The organism is Hydrogenophaga aquatica (assembly GCF_054780915.1).
This window is the reverse complement of sequence record NZ_BAAGVK010000003.1, coordinates 88,385-109,205: the sequence shown is the minus strand read 5'-3', so window position 1 is coordinate 109,205 and position 20,821 is coordinate 88,385. Positions and strand designations below refer to the sequence as shown.

The following is a 20,821-nucleotide window of genomic DNA, read 5'->3' as shown; positions in this document are numbered from 1 at the left end:
CACGGCCCGAAAATTCAGGAGGCATGCAATGATAACGGCCTTGCCATCCCAAATTGTTAGCGCTATCCTACGCCAACCGTTTTTCACAGAACACCGGGAAAACCCTTGCCTCCTCACGAACGCAAACGGCGCCGCAGCGGGCGCGTGACCCTGGCCGATGTCGCGCACAGCGCTGGCGTCAGCCCCATCACCGCATCCCGTGCCCTGCGGGGCGAACGGGGGGTGACCCAAGAGCTGGTCGACCGGGTCAAACACGCGGCCGACACCCTGGGCTATGTGCCCGACCCGGCCGCGCGCGCCCTGGCGTCGCAGCGCAGCACCCAGGTTCCGGTCCTGGTGCCGCTGTTGTCGAACGCGCTGTTTGTCGATGTGATCGAAGCGGTCCATGCCACGCTGCTGCCCCATGGCTACCAGCCCCTGATCGGCGTGACGCACTACGAGCCGCAGGAAGAAGAGCAGCTGCTGCGCAGCTACCTGGCCCAGCGCCCGGCTGGCCTGCTGCTGACGGGCTTCGACCGCACCGAGGCGGCCCGGCAGCTCGTGACGGCCAGTGGCGTGCCCTGTGTGTACCTGATGGAGCTGACGCGCGCGCCTGGCGTGCATTGCGTGGGTTTTTCGCAGCAGGACGCTGGCGAGGCCATCACCCGCCACCTGCTGGAACGCGGACACCGGCGCATCGCCTTCGTGGCCGCCCAGCTGGACCCCCGCACCCTGCAGCGCGCCGAGGGTTACCGGCGCTGCCTGCGCCAGGCTGGCCTGTACGACCCGAAGCTGGAACTGCTGAGTGCCGAGCCCTCTTCCATGCGGCTGGGCGGTGAACTGCTGGAGGAACTGCTGCGCCTGCGCCCGGACGTGGATGCCGTGTTCTTCTGCAACGACGACCTGGCCCAGGGTGGGCTGCTGGCGGCGCTGCGCCTGGGCATACCGGTGCCCGGGCGGCTTGCGGTGGCGGGCTTCAACGACCTGTCGGGCAGCGACCAGATGGTGCCGCCGCTGACCACCGTGCGCACCCCGCGCCGCGCCGTGGGCCAGGCCAGCGCGGACATGCTGCTGGCCCTGATGCAGGGGGAAACGGTCGCGCAGCCGTGCCTGGACCTGGGTTTTGAGCTGCTGGTGCGCGGCAGCAGCTGAGACTGCTCGCTAACCCCCATGACTGCCAACGGCGAGTGTCGGTAACATGCCGGCATCATGAGTGCGCCGGGCAACGATCACACTAGCAACAAACCCCAGGGGCTGGAACTGGTCCGGCGCAACCGCTGGCCCCGCGTTGCAGGCGTCACGCTGTGCGCCATCGCCATCCTGGCGGCGATGCTTGAACGCGGCAACCACCCCATGTACTGGGTGGCGACGTTCGTCACCATCGCCCTTTGGCCGCAGATCGCCTACCTGCACGCGTCCCGGTCGCCCGACCCCTTGAAGGCAGAGCGGCTCAATCTGTGGCTTGACTCTGCACACGTCGGGTTCTGGATGGCGGCCATCCACTTCCAGCCCATGCCCACTGCGGCGCTGCTGATGGCCACGTCGCTCAGCAACGTCACCGTGGGCGGGCTGCGTTTTCTGGCGCTGGGCTGGGCCGGTCACCTGACCGGCGCGGGCCTGGGCGTGCTGTTCTGGGGTGCCCACTGGGCCCCGCAGAGCAGTGTGGCCGTACAGCTCGCCACGCTGCCGCTGCTGCTGGCCTACCCCTGGCTGATGGGGCAGCTGATGTTCAAGCAGGCCATGCAGCTCAAGCACAGTCGGCGCGAGTTGCGCTTCCTGAGCGAACACGATGCCCTCAGCGGCGTGCACAACCGCCGCTACTTCGACCATGCGCTGCAACTGGCGTTCCGGCAGTTCCAGCGCAAGCCCCGGAACCTGACGCTGCTGATCTGCGACGTGGACGACTTCAAGACCATCAACGACAGGCATGGGCATGCGGTGGGCGACGTGGTGATACGGCACGTGGCCGCCGCGCTGACCCACTGCGCGCGAGCGGGGGATGCGGTCGCGCGGCTCGGGGGCGACGAATTCGTGGTGCTGCTCAGCGATGCCGACGCCGATCAGGCCATGCTGTACGCCGACCGCGTGCAGGCACAACTCGACAATACCCTTCACATCCCGGGGCGCAGCACAGGCGTGCGCCTGTCGTTCGGCGTGGCCATGGCCGAACCGTCGTGGCACAGCTACGAGCACTGGCTGGAGCAGGCAGACGCCGCACTTTACAAAAACAAGGCAGAACGCCAGGTGCGCCGAAGCCATGCCAAAGACATGGCGGGCACCGACGCCGCGCTGGCCATCTGACGCCCCCGTCCCTCACCATTCGGCGAAACTGCCGTCCTTGTGCCGCCAAACCGGGTTGCGCCAGCGATGGCCTTCGGCCGCGCGTTCCTGCACGTAGGCCTCGTTCACCTCGATGCCCAGGCCTGGCCCGGTGGGGATGGTGACCATACCGTCCTGGTAGGCGAACACCTCGGGGTTGGCCACGTAGTCCAGCAGGTCGTTGGCCTGGTTGTAGTGGATGCCCAGGCTCTGCTCCTGGATGAAGGCGTTGTAGCAGCCCGCGTCGATCTGCAGGTTGGCCGCCAGCGCGATGGGGCCCAGCGGGCAGTGCAGCGCCAGCGCCACGTCGTAGGCCTCGGCCATGGCAGCGATCTTGCGCGTTTCGGTAATGCCACCTGCGTGCGACGGGTCGGGCTGGATGATGTCCACATAGCCTTCGGCCAGGATGCGCTTGAAGTCCCACCGGGTGTAGAGCCGCTCGCCCAGGGCAATGGGGGTGCTGGACAGGTGGGCCAGTTCCTTGAGCGCCTCGTGGTGTTCGCTGAGCACGGGCTCTTCGATGAACATGAGCTTGTAGGGCTCCAGTTCCTTGAACAGCACCTTGGCCATGGGCTTGTGCACGCGGCCATGGAAGTCCACCCCTATGCCCACGTTGGGGCCCACGGCCTCGCGCACGGCCACCACGTTCTGGATGCAGCGCTCCACCTTGTCGTAGGTGTCGATGTACTGCAGCTCTTCGGTGCCGTTCATCTTCACCGCCGTGAAGCCCCGGGCCACGGCCTTGCGTGCGGCCTCGGCAGTTTCGCTCGGGCGGTCGCCGCCAATCCAGCTGTACACGCGGATGCGGTCACGCACATGCCCGCCCAGCAGCTCGGACACGGACACGCCCAGCGCCTTGCCCTTGATGTCCCACAGCGCCTGGTCTATGCCCGCCAGTGCGCTCATGTGCACACCGCCGCCCCGGTAAAACCCCCCGCGGTAGAGCACCGTCCAGTGGTCTTCGATGTGACGCGGGTCCTTGCCCACGAGGTAGTCGGAAAGTTCTTCGACCATCGCCGCCACGGCGTGGGCGCGGCCTTCCAGCACGGGCTCGCCCCAGCCGGTGATGCCTTCGTCGGTCTCGATCTTGAGGAAGCACCAGCGCGGGGGCACCAGGTATGTGGTCAGTCGTGTGATCTTCATGGTGTTTGGAGGGGGCTTGCGGCTGGTGCCGGATGGAATGGGCTTGCGGGTCAGGCGTGAGCGCGGGTGTTGGGATGGGCGGCGCGCCAGGCATCCACGAAAGCCTGGGCCTGGCTGGCAACCTTCTCAGGCGCATCACCGGGGCGGTACAGCGCCGAGCCCAGGCCGAAACCCGAGGCCCCCGCCGCCATGTAGACCGCAATGGATGCGGGCACCACACCCCCCACGGGCACGATGGCGATAGGCGGCGTGAGCACCGCGCGCCAGGCCTTGAGGCCCACAGGCCCGAGGGTCTCGGCGGGGAACATCTTGAGCACGTCGGCGCCCGCCGCCAGCGCGGCGAACGCCTCGGTGGGCGTGGCCACGCCAGGCGCGCAGGCCAGGCCAGCGGCCTTGGCTGCACGGATCACGGCGGCGTCGCTGTGCGGCATCACCACAATCTGGCCCCCGGCAGCGGCCACCTCTGCGCACGACTCGGACCGCAGCACGGTGCCCGCACCCACCAGAGCATCGGCAGGCAGGGCGTCGCGCAAGGTTCGGATGCTGCGCAGCGGCTCGGGCGAGTTCAGCGGCACTTCGATCAGACGGAAACCCGCGTCGTACAGCACGCGCCCGATGGCGGCAGCCTCTTCAGGCCGGATGCCGCGCAGGATGGCGATGAGGCCGCATTGCTGCAGGGCCTGGCGGAAGGATTCGGGCAAGGTCATCGTGGTGCCTGCGGAGTGGTCTGGTTACACAAGGGCGGCAGCCTGGGCGATGCGCCACAGACCCAGCGGCGTCACCTCGGATCGGATCTGCGGTGAGTCGAAGCCATGCACCTCCAGGGCGGCGGCGTAGCGGCGGCACAGGTCGGGCTCGCCGCACAGGACCACGGGCAGGCCTTCGCCCAGCAGCGCACGCGACAGGGCCGCCACCTCGTGGCCGATGAGCAGGCCCGAGAGGTAGTCGGGCTGCGAATCGCCCGTCAGGCGGCCGGTGAGCCCCAGCGTGCGGCAGCTGAAGATGTTGGAGAGCACGCCCATGGCCCCTTCGGGCGAACAGGCCACGCGCACGCCGCGCGTGAAGGTCAGTGCGTCGTGCGCGGCGCTGGCGGCCATGGTGCGACCGAGGATGGTGTGCTGGCGCAGGGCGGCGAAGACTTCGCCGGTCATGAAGGTCTCGAACCGCGTGACGGCACCGGACTCCACCAACGCCCACTTGCTGTGGGTACCCGGCAGTCCAATGATCAGGCGCTCGGGCAGCGCGCCTTCGTCGGCCAGGCTTTGCAGCACACCGGCGATCTGCACTTCCTCGCCGCGCATGACGTTGGGCAGGTCACCCCACTGGATGAGGCCGGGCACGATGCGCAGGGCTGATGCATTGGGGCGCGGTACTTCGGTGAAGGTGCGGGCCAGGTCTGCGGCATGCACGGGCAACGGCTGGTAGGCGGCTTCCTGCCAGCCCTGCGCACTGCCGACCATGCCGCAGGCCAGCAGCGGCACACCGGGGTGGGCTTGCAGCCAGTCGCCGCAGAGTTGCTGCAGGGCCTGCTCGAAACGTTCGCTGGTTGGCGTGCCTTCGGGTGCGGCAGGCAGGCTCATGATGCCGTGTTCGCTGCGGCGGCTGGCGAGTACTTGGCCGCCTGGGCCCAGGGCGTAGGCGCGCAGGGAACTGGTGCCCCAGTCCAGGGCGATCAGTGCGGGGGTCATGCGTTCCCCTTTGTTGACGAACCGAGGCGTGTGGTGCTCTTGGCGTTTTGGCGGCCAAGGCGTGTGCGCCCAGGCGCTGGCGCTTCAACGAGGCGGCCGGTGCGCAGCACCGGCTCCCCTGCGATGCTCGATGCCGTGGCCACGCGGCGGAACTCGCTGCGCGCTTGCAGCGCTCCGCTCAAACAGCCGCCGCAAGCTAGAGGACGAAGCGCGCTGCGCGCGCTGGCCACGGCACCTGCGCTTCTCGGCACCTCGCAAGGCGCGCCAACCCCTGGGCGCACACGCCTTGGTAGAAGCAATGTAGGCACACCAACGGTTGTGCACTGCCATTCTTGGTGGCTGCGGCAAGCCTGGCCCTGCGGGGGCGATTTCTGGGGCGGCTGTGGCCGCCTGTCTGGGGCCGGGCGCGCTTTAGCGCGCTTCGTCACTGACTTGCGGCGGCTGTCCGAACGGAGCGCTGCAAGCGCGCAGTGAGTTCCGCCGCACCGGCCCCAGGCAGGTGGACGCAGCGGAGTCGGCGCCCAGGGCGCCGACCGCCACAGCATGAGCCCCCGCAGGGCCAGGCCTGCCGCAGCATGCGCGGTCTGCCGCAGCCCGCCAAAAAGCGACGCAGAAAAGCCGTCAACCACCTCACCGCCCCCAACGCAGCACCAGCGGGTCCAGCCGCTTGGCAATGTCCAGCAGCCCACGGCGCACCTCCGGGTGCATCGCCGGGAAAGGGTGGCGCCCCGCCTCGCAGGCAATCACGCCACCGGCCTTCATCAGGGCCTTGGCCGTCAAAATGCCGCCCTGGCGGTTCTCGTGGTTGATCAGCGGCAGCCAACGCTGGTACAGGCTGAACGTCAAGTCCGCATCCCCCTGGCGGTGTGCCTCGATGATCGGGCGAATGCCATCCGGGAAACCGCCGCCGGTCATCGCTCCGGTCGCACCAGCGTCCAGGTCGGCCAGCAGCGTGATGGCCTCTTCGCCGTCCCAGGGCCCTTCAATCGCGTCGCCCCCCAGGCGGATCAACTCACGCAACTTGCTGGCCGCACCGGGCACCTCGATCTTGAAGTAGGCCAGGTTCTCGATCTCCTGCGCCATGCGCGCCAGGAAGGGGGCCGACAACACCGTACCGCTGGCGGGCGCGTCCTGCACCATGATGGGAATGGAGATGGCGTCCGACACGCGGGCGTAGAACTCGTAGATCTGCGCCTCGGGCACGCGGAAGGTGGCGCCGTGGTAGGGCGGCATGACCATCACCATGGCCGCGCCCATGTCCTGCGCGCGCTTGCTGCGCGCCGCGCACACCGATGTACCGTAGTGCGTGGTGGTGACAATCACCGGCACGCGCCCGGCCACGTGCTCCAGCGCGGTGCGGGTGATGACTTCGCGCTCGTCGTCCGACAGCGAGAACTGTTCGGAGAAGTTGGCGAGGATGCACAGACCATCCACCCCGGCGTCGATCATGAAGTCCAGGCAGCGTTTCTGGCTTTCAAGGTCGAGCGTGCCGTCCTCAAAAAACGTGGTGGGCACCACCGGAAAGATGCCACGGTAACGCGGCGCGCGGGCGGAATGAGCAGACATGTTCAGGGTTCCTGAATCGAATGGGAGAGATGAAAAACGAAGCGACGCAGGGGGTGTTTCATGTCAATGCGAATGGCGCGGCACGCCAGCACCGCGGCACCCCACCAGGAAGTCGAAGTCGCAACCCTCGTCGGCCTGCAGCACGCGGTCCAGGTAGAGCTGCTGGTAACCGCCTTTCATGGGCGGCGCGGGTGGCACATGGGCTTGCAAGCGCTCGGCCAGTTCGGCGTCAGAGATGTCCAGGTGCAGGCGGCCCTGGTCGCAGTCCAGCTCGATCCAGTCGCCATCTTTCACGGCGGCCAGCGGGCCACCGGCAGCGGCCTCGGGCGCCACGTGCAGCACCACGGTGCCGTAGGCCGTGCCGCTCATGCGCGCGTCAGAGATGCGCACCATGTCCTTGATGCCCTGGCGCAGCAGCTTGGGCGGCAGGCCCATGTTGCCCACCTCGGCCATACCAGGGTAACCACGCGGGCCGCAGTTCTTCATCACCAGCACCGAGTCGGCGTCCACCTCCAGGCTTTCGTCGTTGATGCGTTCCTTGTAATGCTCGAAGTTCTCGAACACCACCGCCCGCCCCCGGTGCTTGAGCAGGTGGGGCGATGCGGCAGACGGCTTCAATACCGCCCCGCGCGGCGCCAGGTTGCCGCGCAGCACGCAAATGCCGCCGTCTTTGATGAGCGGCTTGTCCAGCGGACGCACCACCTCGTCGTTGTAGATGGGCGCGTCGTGGACGTTCTGCCACAGGCTCTGGCCGTTGACGGTGAGCGCGTCGGGGTGAGGCAGCAGGCCCGCCTCGCCAAGACGGCGCAGCACGGCGGGCAGGCCACCGGCGTAGTAGAACTCTTCCATCAAGAAACGGCCCGAGGGCTGCAGGTCCACCAGCGTGGGCGTGCCTTTGCCAATGCGCGTCCAGTCGTCCAGCTCCAGGGCCACACCCATGCGCCCGGCGATGGCCTTGATGTGGATGACCGCGTTGGTGGAGCCACCGATCGCGGCGTTGACGCGGATGGCGTTCTCGAACGCTTCGCGCGTCAGGATCTTGGACAACGTCAGCCCCTCGTGCGCCATCTCGACGATGCGCTTGCCCGACATGTGCGCCAGCACGTAGCGGCGCGCGTCCACGGCGGGAATGGCCGCGTTGTGCGGCAACGAGGTGCCCAGCGCTTCGGCCATGCAGGCCATGGTGCTGGCCGTGCCCATGGTGTTGCAGGTGCCTGCGGAGCGCGACATGCCGCCTTCCGCCGCCAGGAACTGGTGCAGCGAAATCTCGCCCGCCTTGAACTCTTCATGCAGGCGCCACACCGCCGTGCCCGAGCCAATGTCCTTGCCCTCCAGCTTGCCATTGAGCATGGGCCCGCCCGTCACCACAATGGCGGGCACGTCGCAACTGGCCGCGCCCATCAGCAATGCGGGCGTGGTCTTGTCGCAGCCCACCAGCAGCACCACCGCGTCGATGGGGTTGCCGCGAATGGCCTCTTCCACGTCCATGGCCGCCAGGTTGCGCGTGAGCATGGCCGTGGGCCGCAAGTTCGACTCTCCGTTGGAGAACACCGGGAACTCCACCGGGAAACCGCCCGCCTCGTAGATACCGCGCTTGACGTGTTCGGCGATCTTGCGAAAGTGCGCGTTGCAGGGCGTCAGCTCGCTCCAGGTGTTGCAGATGCCGATGACGGGGCGCCCGTCGAACTCGTGGTCCGGGATGCCCTGGTTCTTCATCCAGCTGCGGTACATGAAGCCGTTCTTGTCGTTCGTGCCGAACCACTCGGCCGAACGCAGTTTCTTCTTGGGGGGCGTGGTCATTTGGGGGGCTTTCTGGTTGAGGGAGAGGGTTCAGGCGCGGTTGCGGTTGTAGACGTCGAGGAACACGGCCGCCAGCAGCACCAGACCCTTGATGACCTGCTGGTAGTCGATGCCGATGCCCAGGATGGACATGCCGTTGTTCATCACGCCCATGATGAAAGCGCCGATGACCGCGCCCACCACCTTGCCCACCCCGCCCGAGGCCGACGCACCGCCGATGAAGCAGGCCGCGATCACGTCCAGCTCGAAACCCAGGCCCGCCTTGGGCGTGGCCGTGTTCAGGCGCGCAGCGAAGATCAGCCCCGCCACCGCCGCCAGCACGCCCATGTTCACGAAGGCCAGGAAGGCCAGGCGCGAGGTGTTCACCCCAGACAGGCGCGTCGCCTTCTCGTTGCCGCCCAGGGCGTAGATGCGCCGGCCGATGGTGGTTCGGTTGGTCACGAACTGGTAGAGCAGGATCAGCACACCCATGAGGATGAGCACGTTGGGCAGGCCCTTGTAGGTGGAAAGCTGCCAGCACAGGTAGACGATCACCCCCGCGAACAGCAGGTTCTTCGCCGCGAAGAAGCCCATGGGTTCGACTTCCATGCCGTGCGCCACCGCCTTGGAGCGCTTGCGCCATTCCACCCACGCCAGGGCCGCCGCCAACGCCACGCCGATGATCAGCGACAGCACGCGCAGCTCCTCACCCCCAAACGGGTCGGGCAAAAAGCCGGTGCTGATGCGCTGGAACTCGGTGGGGAACGGCCCCACCGACTGGCCCTGCAGCAGCGCCAGCGCCAGGCCCTTGAACACCAGCATGCCCGCCAGCGTGACGATGAACGACGGGATGCGCGCGTAGGCCACGAACCAGCCCTGCGCCGCGCCGATGAGCGCACCCGCCAGCAGCGACACCACCACCGTGGGCGCCACGCCCCATTCGTACTGCACGATCAGCACCGCCGCCAGGCCGCCGATGAAACCGCACACCGAACCCACCGACAGATCGATGTGCCCGGCCACGATCACCAGCAGCATGCCCAGCGCCATGACCACGATGTAGCTGTTCTGCAGCACCAGGTTGGTCAGGTTCAGCGGCTGCATCAGGATGCCGTCGGTCTGGAACTGGAAGAACCCCATGATCGCAACCAGGGAGATAAGCAGCCCGTAGTCGCGCAGGTTGTTTTTGAGGAAGCCGAGTTTCATGGCAGGGTCTCGTTTTGTTATGGGTGAAGTCACGCTGGGGTAGCGTTCACGATGGCGCGCATGATGCGTTCCTGGCTGGCCTCTTCGCGGCCCAGCTCGGCCACCAGGCGGCCCTCGTTCATCACATAGATACGGTCGCACATGCCCAGCAGCTCGGGCATCTCGGAAGAGATCATCAAGATGCCCTCGCCATTGCGGGCGAGTTCGTCGATGATGGTGTAGATCTCGTACTTGGCACCCACGTCAATGCCACGCGTGGGCTCGTCCAGAATGAGCAGGCGAGGCTTGGTGAACAGCCACTTGCTCAGCACCACCTTCTGCTGGTTGCCGCCCGACAGGTTCACTGCCAACTGCTCGATGCCCGAGCTGCGGATGCGCAGCGACTCGCGGTAGCCCTGCGCCACCTGGGCCTCTGCGTTTTCGTCGATGACGCCGTGGCTCGCCACCTTGGGCAGGTTGGCCAGCGTCACGTTCTTGCGTATCTCCTGCTCCAGCACCAGGCCGCAGCCCTTGCGGTCTTCCGTCACGTAGGCAATGCCGTGGCGGATGGCCTTGCCCACGGTGGACACGTCCACCGCCTGCCCGTCAATGAAGACCTGGCCGCTGATGCGCTGCCCGTAGGAGCGCCCGAAGATGCTCATGGCCAGCTCGGTGCGCCCCGAGCCCATCAGGCCCGCAATGCCCACGATCTCGCCCTTGCGCACGTTGAAGTCCACGCCCTTGATGACCTCGCGGTCGGCGTACTGTTCGTGGCGCACATGCCAGTCGCGCACCTCGAAGATCACGTCACCGATCTGCGGGTGGCGTTGCGGGTAGCGGTGCGCCATGTCGCGCCCCACCATGCCGCGGATGATGCGGTCCTCGCTCACCGCGCCCTCGGCGCAGTCCAGCGTCTCGATGGTCGTGCCGTCACGGATCACCGTGATCTGGTCGGCCACCTGGGTGATCTCGTTGAGCTTGTGCGAGATGAGGATGCAGGCAATGCCCTGCGCCTTCAGCTCCAGCAACAGTTGCAGCAGGGCCGCGCTGTCGGTCTCGTTCAGGCTGGCGGTGGGCTCGTCCAATATCAACAGCTTCACGCGCTTGGCCAGCGCCTTGGCAATCTCCACCAGCTGCTGCTTGCCCACGCCCAGCTTGCCCACGGTGGCGTCGGGTCGCTCCTTCAGGCCCACGCGGGCCAGCAGTTCGCGGGTGCGCGCATGGGCGGTGTGCCAGTCGATCACGCCTGCGCGGGCGGGCTCGTTGCCCAGGAAGATGTTCTCGGTGATCGAGAGCATGGGCACCAGCGCCAGCTCCTGGTGGATGATGATGATGCCGCGCTCCTCGCTGTCGCGGATGCTCTCGAAGCGCTGCAGTTGCCCTTCGAAATGGATCTCGCCCTCGTAGCTGCCGTACGGGTAGACCCCGCTGAGCACCTTCATGAGGGTTGATTTGCCCGCACCGTTCTCGCCCACCACCGCATGGATCTCACCAGCGCGCACCGTCAGGTTGACGTTGTCCAGCGCCTTGACGCCCGGGAACGTCTTGCCGATGTTGCGCATGCTCAGGATCGTGTTGTCCGCCACGCTGTCTCCTATGGGAAATGCCCCCCCGCGCCACGCGCTGGGGGCGTGTCACATCAGATCACTTGATCTGCGTTTCCTTGTAGTAGCCGCTGTCCACCAGCACCTGCTTCCAGTTGGAGGCATCTACCGGCACGGGCTTCAACAGGTAGGAGGGCACCACCTTCACGCCGTTGTTGTAGGTCTTGGTGTCGTTGATCTCGGGCTGCTTGCCGCCCATCATCGCGTCGATCATGCTGACCGTGACCTTGGCCAGTTCACGCGTGTCCTTGAAGATGGTGGAGTACTGCTCGTTGCGCAGGATGGACTTGACCGAGGGGATCTCGGCGTCCTGGCCGCTGACGATGGGACAGGGCTGCTGCGCCGTGCAATAGCCCACGCCCTTGAGCGAAGACAGGATGCCGATGCTCAGGCCGTCGTACGGGCTCAGCACGGCGTGCACCTTGTCCTTGCCGTAGAAGGCCGACAGCAGGTTGTCCATGCGGGCCTGGGCCACGGCGCCGTCCCAGCGCAACGTGCCCACCTTGTCCATGCCCATCTGCTTGCTGCGCACCACCAGCTTGCCGCTCTTGATGTACGGGTCGAGCACGCTCATGGCGCCGTTGTAGAAGAAGAAGGCGTTGTTGTCGTCGGGCGAGCCGCCGAACAGTTCGATGTTGAAGGGGCCCTTGCCGCCCTTGAGACCCAGCTTGTCCACGATGGACTGCGCCTGCAGCACACCCACCTGGAAGTTGTCAAACGTGGCGTAGTAGTCCACGTTCGGGCTGTTCTTGATCAGGCGGTCGTAAGCGATGACCTTCACGCCCGCGTCGTGCGCCTTCTTCAGCACGTCGGTCAGCGTGGTGCCGTCGATGGCGGCGATCACCAGCACCTTGGGCTTCTTGGTGACCATGTTCTCGATCTGCGCGAGCTGGTTGGGGATGTCGTCCTCGGCGTACTGCAGGTCGGTGGCGTAGCCTTTTTCCTTCAGGTACTTCACCATGTTGTCGCCGTCGGCGATCCAGCGGGCGGACGACTTGGTGGGCATGGACACTGCCACCAGGCCCTTGCTCTGCGCGTGCGCCACGCCGAACAGGGGCAGCGTCATCGCGGCAACCAGGGTTTTGAGGAACAGGCGTTTCATCGGTTTGTCTCCTTGAGCTTGGAGTTGTCTTGCCTCTCTGGCCGCAGTCCAGTCGGGCAGGGGTTGAAGTGGAAGCTGCGGTGAAAAACGGGATGGGCTCCTTCAGGCACGCAGGTAGCCGGTCTTGACCGTGGTGTAGAACTCGGCGGCGTAGCGGCCCTGCTCGCGCGGGCCATGGCTGGAGCCCTTGCGCCCGCCAAAGGGCACGTGGAAGTCCACCCCGGCGGTGGGCAGGTTGACCATGGTCATGCCCACCGCCGCGTGGCGGCGGAAGTGCATGGCGTGCTTGAGCGACGTGGTGCAGATGCCCGCACACAGGCCGAAAGGCGTGTCGTTGGCCAGGGCCAGCGCGTGGTCATAATCGTCGGCACGCAGCACGGCGGCCACCGGGCCAAAAATCTCTTCCTGCGCAATGCGGTGCTGCGCCTGCGCCAGCCACAGCGCCGGGCGCATGTAGTGGCCAGGGGTAGCCGCCTCCACGCGCTCGCCGCCGCACACATGTTCGGCGCCTTCGGCCTTGGCAATGTCCAGGTAACGTTGGTTCTGCGCCAGTTGGTGCGCGTCCACCACGGGGCCAATGTCGGTGCCGCGCTCCACCGCGTTGCCCACCTTCAGCGCGGCCATGCGTTGTGCCAGCTTCTGCACAAAGGCGTCATGCACCGAAGCCTCCACGATCAAGCGGCTCGATGCCGTGCAACGCTGCCCGGTGGAATAGAACGAACCCTGCAGCGCGCAGTCCACGGCAATGTCCATGTCGGCATCAGCCAGCACGATCAGCGGGTTCTTGCCGCCCATCTCCAGCTGCACCTTGGCGCCGCGCGCCGCCGTGGCGCGCAGAATCTGCTCGCCCGTGCCCTGCGAGCCGGTGAAACTGATGGCGTTGACCAGCGGGCTGTCCACCAGCGTCTGCCCCACCTCGCGGCCGCTGCCCACCACAAAGTTGAAGACGCCCGCAGGCAGTTGCGCGCGGCTGATGATTTCGGCCAGGGCGGCACCGCAGGCGGGCACCAGTTCGGCGGGCTTGAACACCACCGTGTTGCCATAGGCCAGGGACGGGGCAATCTTCCAGGCCGGAATGGCGAAGGGAAAGTTCCACGGTGCGATCAGCCCCACCACACCCACCGGCTCGCGGGTGATGTCCACCTGCACGCCGGGGCGCACCGAAGCCAGCGTCTCGCCCTGGATGCGCAACGCCTCGCCCGCAAAGAACTTGAAGATCTGCCCGGCGCGTGCCACCTCGGCCACGCCTTCGGGCAGGGTCTTGCCCTCCTCGCGGGCCAGCAGGCGGCCCAGTTCGTCCTTGCGCGCCAGCAGATCGCTGCCAATCTGGTCCAGCGCATCAAAGCGGCGCTGCGGTGTGCTCAGGCTCCACTGGGGCAGGGCGTCGGCTGCGGCGCGGATGGCCTCCTCGGCCTGCGCACGGTCGGCACGGGCGTACTCGGCCACAGTCTCGCGGGTGTCGGAAGGGTTCTCGCGGCGGCCCATGGTCACCCCGTTCACCCAACGCCCGTTGATGTAGTGCCTGATCTCCTCTGTGGCTTCGCGCATCTTGCCGCCGCTCCTTGTCTGTGGTGGATCGGCAGTCTAGGTTTTGGTCTAATAGCCGTCTAATGAAATATTTCTGAGTTTTGATACTTTTTTTGGTATCTCAGGACTTGCCATGGCTCCCTACACCCACTGGTTCATCCGCGCTCGGCTCAAGACCCGCCAGCTGTTGCTGCTCGTGGCGCTGGCCGAAGAAGGCAACATCCACCGCGCGGCCCAGGTGCTGAACATGACGCAGCCCGCCGCCTCCAAGCTGCTCAAGGACCTGGAGGACGTGCTGGAGGTGGAGCTCTTCGAGCGGCTGCCGCGGGGCATGCGTCCCACCTGGTATGGCGAATCGATGATCCGCCACGCGCGCATGGTGCTGGCCAACCTGGGCCAGGCCTACGACGAGATCACCGCGCTCAAGGCCGGACTGTTCGGACAGGTGGGTATTGGCGCCATCACCACCCCAGGCATCACACTGTTGCCGCGCGCCATTTCGCAGATCAAGCAGGACCACCCCAACCTGCGCGTGTCGCTGGACATCGAGACCAGCCCGGTGCTGATGCAACGCCTGGCGCAGGGCAAGCTGGACATGGTGGTGGCGCGCCTCAGCGCCGAGCACGACAAGGCCATGTACCGCTACGAGCAACTGGCCGAAGAGCCCATCTGTGCGCTGGTGCGCAGCGGGCACCCCTTGCTGTCGGTCACCGGACTCACGCTGCGCGACGTCGCCTCAGCGGGCTGGATCGCGCCGCCCGCAGGCAGCGTGCTGCGCCACCGCTTCGACCTGATGTTCCAGGAAGAAAGCCTCACGCCGCCCATCAACGTGATCGAAACCTCGTCACTGCTGTTCGTGACCAAGATGCTGGAGCAAAGCGACATGATCGCCGTGCTCAGCTGCGCCGTGGGGCAGTACTACGCCTCGCACGGCATGGCGGCGCTGCTGCCGCTGCAAATGCAGTGCAGCATGGACGCCTTCGGCATCATCACGCGGCGCGACCAGCTGCCTTCGCCCGGTGCGCGGGTGATGATGCGTGCGCTGCAGGCGGCCTGCCAGGACTTGTACCGCCGCAAGATCGATCACGAGTGGGCCAGCCCCTGAGCAACCTGCCCGGCCGGGGGTATGCCCCGGTCAGATCCACCCCGCATCCACCAGAAACTCCTGCGCCGTGCACATCTCGGCGTCGTCCGACGCCAGGAAGAGCACCATCGCGGCAATGTCGTGCGGCATGAGCTTGTCGGGCAGGCACTGGTTGCGCTTGATGTCCTCTTCGCCCGCAGCGTCCAGCCACAGGGTCATCTGGCGTTCGGTCATCACCCAGCCGGGCGACACGGTGTTGATGCGGATGCGGTCTTTGCCCAGCGGGCGCGCCAGGCCGCGCGTGAGCCCGTTGACCGACGATTTGGCGATGGCGTAGCAGGGGTAGTCGCCCCCCTTGCCCTGCCACCCGGTGGACCCCAGGTTGACGATGGAGCCACGCCCCAGCCGCCGCATGCCAGGCACCACCGCCTGTATGGCGAAAAAGGCCGGGCGCTCGTTGATGGCCATGCGGTCTTCGTAGTAGTCGGGGGTCACGTCCTCCAGCTTGTGGCGTTGGTCGCTGGCCACGTTGTTCACCAGCACCTCGATGTCGCCATTCGCAGAGGCGGCCTCGGCCACGGCGGCCTGCAGCGCGCGAACGTCGCTCACGTCGCACACCTTCCACCACGGGCGCGGCAGGCCCTGCTGTTCCAGCTGCTGGCACAGGGCTTCACTGGCCTGCGCGGCCACGTCCACAAAGGCCACTTGGGCGCCCTGCTGGGCAAAGGACTCCACCATGCCCGCGCCAATGCCGCTGCCACCGCCGGTGATGAACACGCTCTTGCCCCGCAGGCTGGGGTAGCTGGCGCGCTGCTGGCGCTCGGGCACGGGGCGCAAGCCGGGCGTTGCGCGCATGGGGGATGTCTCGTTTGTCATTGCAATTTGTATATCAATTGATCAATAAAAATTCTCAAAGAGTTATCACTATGCCCTGATAATCCCCCGAACGTCAAGCGCCTAGGCACACAGCCGCAACGCCGACGACAACACAGGAGACCGCCATGACCCTGCCCACCCCCCTTCCCCTGGCCATGCCCGCCACTGGCGCAGGCGCCTGTGTGTGGAATGCGGGCGCAGAGCTGGGCGAAGGCGCGGTCTGGTCGCCGGGCGAACAGGCGCTGTACTGGGTGGACATCCTGGGCCGCCAGTTGCACCGGCTCACCCTGGCCACTGGTGCGCGGGATTCGTGGAAGTTCGCCGAAGAGGTGTCGGCCCTGGCCGAACGCGCCAGCACACCCGGCCTGGTGCTGGCCCTGCGCCGTGGCCTGGCGCTGTGGAGCCCGGCCGACCCCGGCACCCCGCCACACTACCTGTGCCCGCTGGACGCCAACCTGCCGGGGAACCGCTGCAACGATGGCAAGTGCGACGCCGCAGGGCGCTTCTGGGCCGGGACCATGGACTTTGGCTGCGAACAACCCACCGGCTCGCTGTACCGCGTGGACGCCAGCGGCCAGGCCACCCGCCACGACAGCGGCTTTGCCGTCACCAACGGGCCCACCTGGACGGTCGACCAGCGCACCCTGCTGTTCAACGACACCGTCAACGGCCGCGTGCTGGCCTACGACTTCGACGCCGCCACAGGCAGTTTGGCCAACCGCCGCGTCTGGCTGCAGTTCGGGCCAGATGACGGCGTGCCCGACGGCATGTGCACCGACGCTGCCGGCCGCATCTGGATCTGCCACTGGGGCGGCAGCTGCGTGTCGTGCCACGACCCGGCCAGCGCTCGCGAGCTGGGCCGCATCACGCTGCCGGTCAGCCAGGTCACCAGCTGTACCTTTGGCGGGGCAGACCTGCGCACGCTCTACGTCACCTCAGCCCGCGTGGGGCTGGACGCCGAGGCCCTGGCCCGTGAGCCGCTGGCGGGTGGGCTGTTCGCCTTCGACGTAGCAGAACCCGGTAAGCTGGCCAACCGCTTCGCAGGGTGACCCCATGGCAACCCCGACCCTGCACTGGCTGGAACACGCCGAACAACGCCTGGCGCTGTGCCCCGCCGCAGGTGGCAGCGTGGCCGCGTGGCAATGGCTGCGCGATGGGCAACCGCTGGACCTGTGGCGGCCCTGGCGCCACCAAGACAACAGCGACGCCATGCCCGACCCGGGCGACATGGCCTGCTACCCGCTGGTGCCCTGGTCCAACCGGATTGGCGGCGGCGGCTTCACCCACGCGGGTACCTTCCACCCGCTGCAGCCCAACACCCAATTCGACCCGTATCCCATCCACGGCGACGGCTGGCAACAGCCCTGGGCACTGCAACGAACCGGCCCCGGCACGGCAACGATGTCCCTCACGTCGCGCCACCACCGGGGTTCGCCCTACCACCACCTGGCCATGCAAACCTTCCAGCTGGTGCCAGGCGGGCTGCTGCAGACCTTGAGCGTTCGCAACCTGGGCGAACGCTCACTGCCCTTTGGCGTGGGCATCCATCCCTGGTTCACGCGCACGCCGCAGTGCAGCGTGCAGGCCGCGGTGGATGGCGTGTGGCTCGCTGGCCCCCACAAGCTGCCCACCGCCCTGACCCGAGACTTCCCGCCCGGATGGAACCTGAACCACGGCGTGCAGCCCAGCGGCGCGGTGATCGACAACGCCTACGCCCACTGGCGCGGCCAAGCCCTGCTGCGCTGGCCCGAGCGCGACCTGACCTTGCAGGTCAGCGCAGAACTGCTGGCCCCCGGCGCGCCCAACCGGCTGGACGCCATCCTCTACACCCCCGGGGACAGCGACGTTTTCTGCTTCGAGCCAGTCAGCCACCCCATCAACGCGGCGCATCTGCCCGGCCAGCCGGGCTGGATCACCCTGCAGCCCGGGGAGGAAATGCAACTGCGCCTGCGCTGGGGTTTCTTGCGATAATTGGCCCGAACAGTCCCCACAGCCCGTTGGCCGTTCAACGGGCTTTTTTGTTGCGCACTCCCGGAATCCCGACCATGACCACAGCCCTGCACACCTCGGCCCTGACTTCCCTGCCCCTGCTCGCGCGCGGCAAGGTGCGCGACAACTACGCCGTGGGCGACGACCGCATCCTCATGGTCGCATCCGACCGCATCAGCGCGTTCGACGTGATCATGGGCGAACCCATTCCCGGCAAGGGCGAACTGCTGACGCGCCTCAGCCTGTTCTGGTTCGACCTGCTCGGCCCCAAAGGCCAGAACATCTGCCCCATCCACCTCACCGGCCAAGACCCTGAAAGCGTGGTGAGCGACGCGGAAAAACCGCTGGTGCGCGGCCGCTCCATGCTGGTCAAACGGCTCAAGCCCATTCCCGTGGAGGCGGTGGTGCGCGGCTACCTGGCTGGCAGCGGCTGGAAGGAATACCAGGAAAGCCGCAGCGTGTGCGGCGTGCCCCTGCCCGAGGGCCTGAAGAACGCCAGCAAACTGCCCGCGCCCATCTATACCCCGGCGGCCAAGGCCGAAATGGGCGAGCACGACGAGAACATCACCTTCGAAAAGACGGTGGAGATGATCGGCCCCGAGCTGGCTGCCAAGATCCGCGACATCTCCATCCGCCTGTACCAGGCTGCCGCCGAATACGCCGCCACCAAGGGCATCATCATTGCCGACACCAAGTTCGAATTCGGCCTGGACAAGGACGGCACCCTGGTGCTCATGGATGAGGTGCTGACGCCCGACAGCTCGCGCTACTGGCCCGCCGACAGCTACGCTGAAGGCAGCAACCCGCCCAGCTTCGACAAGCAGTTCCTGCGCGACTGGCTGGAAACCGCCCACGTGGACGGCCGCCCCTGGAACAAGACTGCCCCCGCGCCGCGCCTGCCACGCGAGGTGATCGAGCAGACCGCCGCCAAGTACCAGGAAGCGCTCAAGCGGCTGCTGGGCTGAGCCCGCGCTGGAGCCAGCGCAGCGCGCACAGGGCTGTCAACCCCGCCATGGACGACACCCAGAGCGCCACGGTGCCGCCGAAGCGGTCAAGCACCAGCCCGAACAGGAACGGCGCCAGCGCCTGTGCCAGCCGCGCCGGGGCCATCAGCACACCCTGGCGCGCGCCATAGCCTTGCGCGCCGAAGATCGCCAGTGGCAACGTGCCCTTGGCGATGGTAAGGATGCCGTTGCCCGCCCCATGCAGCACGGTGAACAGCCAAGCCGCAGGCGCGCCCAGGCCCATGAACAGCAGTGCCCCCACGGGATGTGTCAACGTGGCCAACTGGGCCGACAGCAGCGGGTGCGCCTTGCGCAACAGGCCAAACTCCAGCAAACGCCCGGCCACCTGGGCCGGTCCCACCAGTGCGGCCAACCCCAGCGCCACACCCAGCGTCAGGCCATGCGCCTGCAACAGGCGTGGCAGGTGCGCGGCCATGGCCGTGCTGACGAACCAGGCCAGCGCGAACACGGTGGCCAGCAGTACCGTCGGCCAGGGTGAGGACAAGGCCGCACTGGCGCTGCCAGATGCTGCGCCGCCGTCGGACTGCGGCACTGGCACGTGCGGGGTGGCGCGCGGCAGCGAAGCATTCAGCGGCAAGGCAACCAGCAGGTGCAGGCCCATCCACAGCAGGCATGCACCACGCCAGCCCCAGGCTTGCTCGGCCCAGGCGCTCAACGGCCAGCCCACCGTGCTGGCCAGGCCCGCGATCAGCGTGATGCCGGTGATGCTGCTGCGGGCCTCGTGCCCGTACAGGCGTACCAGTGCACTGAAAGCCCCTTCGTAAAGCCCTCCCGCCATCGCCAAGCCCATCACCACCCAGGCCAACCCCAGGCCCAAGGGCCCTTCGGCCAGCGCCATGCCAGCCAGCCCGGCGGCAAACAGCACATTGGTACCCACGAGCACCGGCCGCCCGCCGTACCGATCGATCAGCCGTCCGGCCCAGCGCCCGCACAGCGCGGTCACCACCAACGCCACCGAGAAAGCGCCGAACACCAGCGAAGGCGACACCCTCAAGTCGGCCGCCATGGCCGGAGCCAGCACGGCAGGCAGGTAGTAAGAAGAGGCCCACGCCAGCGTCTGCGCGACGCCCAGCCGGACCACCACCGAAGTGCGCGCAGACAGGGTTGACATGGTGCCGACTGTAAGCCACACCCGGAGCCACATGGCTACCACCTGAACGTCATGGCTGGGCCCAACCGCTTCTGGGTCTTCAAGAACGGCCCGGCGCCCTTCAGCGATCCGGGTTTTTTGTTGCCCAAAAGGAATGTGACGAATGGCGAAATGGACACAGAAATCGACAACGCCTTTCATGAGCCAATTCGTGAATTTTGCCTAGTCAATCAATAGAAAAATCAAAAAATTAATACGTCACTTCAAAAAATTCAGACAAATACCTATCAATTAAAAACCGACTGGAACTTTTTCCCACCCAAAACCATGGCATAGATAGAATTTTTTTGGGCGATTTCTCATAAATGTGACAAATGCCCAAATCAATATTCCATGTTATTGATCTATGGGCAACAAACTCTTTCGCACCAGGTTCGTTCGGGGATTCACGCTCATTGAAATCATGGTCGTGGTCGTCATCATTGGCATTCTGGCGGCCATTGCCATGCCGAGCTACAGCAATTACGTCAAACGCCAAAAAATCCGTGCGGCGCAGAGCGACCTGACCGCCATGGCGCTGGCCATGGAAAACAACTACCAGCAGAAACTGGCATACCCGGCGGCCACCACCACCACCGCGGCCACCAAAACGGCACTGAGCAACTGGACCCCGGCCCAGGCCGACGATTTCACCTACACGATTTCGGCACAGAGCGGCACCACCTACACCCTGAAGGCAACGGGCGCGACTTCCGTCGTCTCAGGCTGCGCGCTGACTCTCACGCAAGACAACACCAGGGCATCCAATGGTTGCGACATTGCGGGCAACGGCTGGCTCTGACACCACACGCCCCTATCGAAGGGG

General features: G+C 66.5%; 18 protein-coding genes. 7 read left to right on the top strand and 11 right to left on the bottom strand.

The window, feature by feature from the left end; genetic code table 11:
• Nucleotides 1-105 precede the first annotated feature (105 nt).
• Together gntR and ACYVHH_RS03830 are read left to right on the top strand one after the other, a co-directional pair.
• Nucleotides 106-1,131 carry an HTH-type transcriptional regulator GntR gene (gene gntR, locus ACYVHH_RS03835; RefSeq protein ID WP_460563736.1) on the top strand — a complete coding sequence of 342 codons (1,026 nt, stop codon included), beginning with the start codon at nucleotides 106-108 and terminating at the stop codon, nucleotides 1,129-1,131.
• Nucleotides 1,132-1,188: 57 nt separating this feature from the next.
• Nucleotides 1,189-2,280, top strand: coding sequence for a diguanylate cyclase domain-containing protein (locus ACYVHH_RS03830; RefSeq protein ID WP_460563735.1), 1,092 nt, complete (start codon nucleotides 1,189-1,191; stop codon nucleotides 2,278-2,280).
• A gap of 12 nt (nucleotides 2,281-2,292) precedes the next feature.
• Here ACYVHH_RS03830 and dgoD read toward each other — a convergent pair whose 3' ends face one another.
• From dgoD to ACYVHH_RS03785, 9 genes are all read right to left on the bottom strand, one after another.
• Nucleotides 2,293-3,441: a galactonate dehydratase gene (dgoD, locus tag ACYVHH_RS03825; RefSeq protein ID WP_460563734.1), complete on the bottom strand. Its 1,149-nt coding sequence runs from the start codon at nucleotides 3,439-3,441 to the stop codon at nucleotides 2,293-2,295.
• A gap of 50 nt (nucleotides 3,442-3,491) precedes the next feature.
• On the bottom strand, nucleotides 3,492-4,148 hold the full coding sequence (locus ACYVHH_RS03820) for a 2-dehydro-3-deoxy-6-phosphogalactonate aldolase (protein WP_460563733.1): 657 nt from the start codon (nucleotides 4,146-4,148) through the stop codon (nucleotides 3,492-3,494).
• A gap of 24 nt (nucleotides 4,149-4,172) precedes the next feature.
• Nucleotides 4,173-5,129: a 2-dehydro-3-deoxygalactonokinase gene (locus ACYVHH_RS03815; protein WP_460563732.1), complete on the bottom strand. Its 957-nt coding sequence runs from the start codon at nucleotides 5,127-5,129 to the stop codon at nucleotides 4,173-4,175.
• A 630-nt stretch (nucleotides 5,130-5,759) separates the two neighbouring features.
• Nucleotides 5,760-6,695, bottom strand: coding sequence for a dihydrodipicolinate synthase family protein (locus tag ACYVHH_RS03810; RefSeq protein ID WP_460563731.1), 936 nt, complete (start codon nucleotides 6,693-6,695; stop codon nucleotides 5,760-5,762).
• A 63-nt stretch (nucleotides 6,696-6,758) separates the two neighbouring features.
• A complete protein-coding gene (locus tag ACYVHH_RS03805; protein WP_460563730.1) occupies nucleotides 6,759-8,495 on the bottom strand; it encodes an IlvD/Edd family dehydratase in 1,737 nt (578 codons plus the stop codon).
• A gap of 30 nt (nucleotides 8,496-8,525) precedes the next feature.
• Entirely contained in the window at nucleotides 8,526-9,680 is a 1,155-nt protein-coding gene (gene mmsB / locus ACYVHH_RS03800) for a multiple monosaccharide ABC transporter permease (protein ID WP_460563729.1), read from the bottom strand.
• Nucleotides 9,681-9,709: 29 nt separating this feature from the next.
• On the bottom strand, nucleotides 9,710-11,221 hold the full coding sequence (gene mmsA, locus ACYVHH_RS03795; RefSeq protein WP_460563800.1) for a multiple monosaccharide ABC transporter ATP-binding protein: 1,512 nt from the start codon (nucleotides 11,219-11,221) through the stop codon (nucleotides 9,710-9,712).
• Nucleotides 11,222-11,303: 82 nt separating this feature from the next.
• Nucleotides 11,304-12,365, bottom strand: coding sequence for a multiple monosaccharide ABC transporter substrate-binding protein (gene chvE / locus ACYVHH_RS03790; RefSeq protein WP_460563728.1), 1,062 nt, complete (start codon nucleotides 12,363-12,365; stop codon nucleotides 11,304-11,306).
• Between the two features lie 102 nt (nucleotides 12,366-12,467).
• Nucleotides 12,468-13,913 carry an aldehyde dehydrogenase family protein gene (locus ACYVHH_RS03785; protein ID WP_460563727.1) on the bottom strand — a complete coding sequence of 482 codons (1,446 nt, stop codon included), beginning with the start codon at nucleotides 13,911-13,913 and terminating at the stop codon, nucleotides 12,468-12,470.
• Nucleotides 13,914-14,025: 112 nt separating this feature from the next.
• On the opposite strand from ACYVHH_RS03785, the gene ACYVHH_RS03780 reads away from it, so the two are divergent.
• Nucleotides 14,026-14,997: a LysR substrate-binding domain-containing protein gene (locus tag ACYVHH_RS03780; protein ID WP_460563726.1), complete on the top strand. Its 972-nt coding sequence runs from the start codon at nucleotides 14,026-14,028 to the stop codon at nucleotides 14,995-14,997.
• 30 nt (nucleotides 14,998-15,027) lie between these two features.
• Here the strand turns inward: ACYVHH_RS03780 and ACYVHH_RS03775 are convergent, their stop codons facing one another.
• Nucleotides 15,028-15,831, bottom strand: coding sequence for an SDR family NAD(P)-dependent oxidoreductase (locus ACYVHH_RS03775; RefSeq protein ID WP_460563725.1), 804 nt, complete (start codon nucleotides 15,829-15,831; stop codon nucleotides 15,028-15,030).
• A 146-nt stretch (nucleotides 15,832-15,977) separates the two neighbouring features.
• On the opposite strand from ACYVHH_RS03775, the gene ACYVHH_RS03770 reads away from it, so the two are divergent.
• The 3 genes from ACYVHH_RS03770 (at nucleotide 15,978) to ACYVHH_RS03760 (ending at nucleotide 18,806) form a co-directional block, all read left to right on the top strand.
• Entirely contained in the window at nucleotides 15,978-16,901 is a 924-nt protein-coding gene (locus ACYVHH_RS03770; RefSeq protein ID WP_460563724.1) for an SMP-30/gluconolactonase/LRE family protein, read from the top strand.
• 4 nt (nucleotides 16,902-16,905) lie between these two features.
• Nucleotides 16,906-17,823, top strand: a complete 918-nt coding sequence (locus ACYVHH_RS03765; RefSeq protein WP_460563723.1) for an aldose 1-epimerase — start codon at nucleotides 16,906-16,908, stop codon at nucleotides 17,821-17,823.
• Nucleotides 17,824-17,897: 74 nt separating this feature from the next.
• The gene (locus ACYVHH_RS03760; RefSeq protein WP_460563721.1) at nucleotides 17,898-18,806 is read left to right on the top strand and encodes a phosphoribosylaminoimidazolesuccinocarboxamide synthase; all 909 of its coding nucleotides are present in this window, start codon (nucleotides 17,898-17,900) and stop codon (nucleotides 18,804-18,806) included.
• Here the strand turns inward: ACYVHH_RS03760 and ACYVHH_RS03755 are convergent.
• Entirely contained in the window at nucleotides 18,787-19,977 is a 1,191-nt protein-coding gene (locus ACYVHH_RS03755) for an MFS transporter (RefSeq protein WP_460563720.1), read from the bottom strand. The genes ACYVHH_RS03760 and ACYVHH_RS03755 overlap by 20 nt on opposite strands.
• 385 nt (nucleotides 19,978-20,362) lie before the next feature.
• Between ACYVHH_RS03755 and ACYVHH_RS03750 the strand changes: the two genes are divergently transcribed.
• Complete coding sequence (locus ACYVHH_RS03750; protein WP_460563719.1) at nucleotides 20,363-20,797, top strand: type IV pilin protein; 435 nt, start codon at nucleotides 20,363-20,365, stop codon at nucleotides 20,795-20,797.
• Nucleotides 20,798-20,821 lie beyond the last annotated feature (24 nt).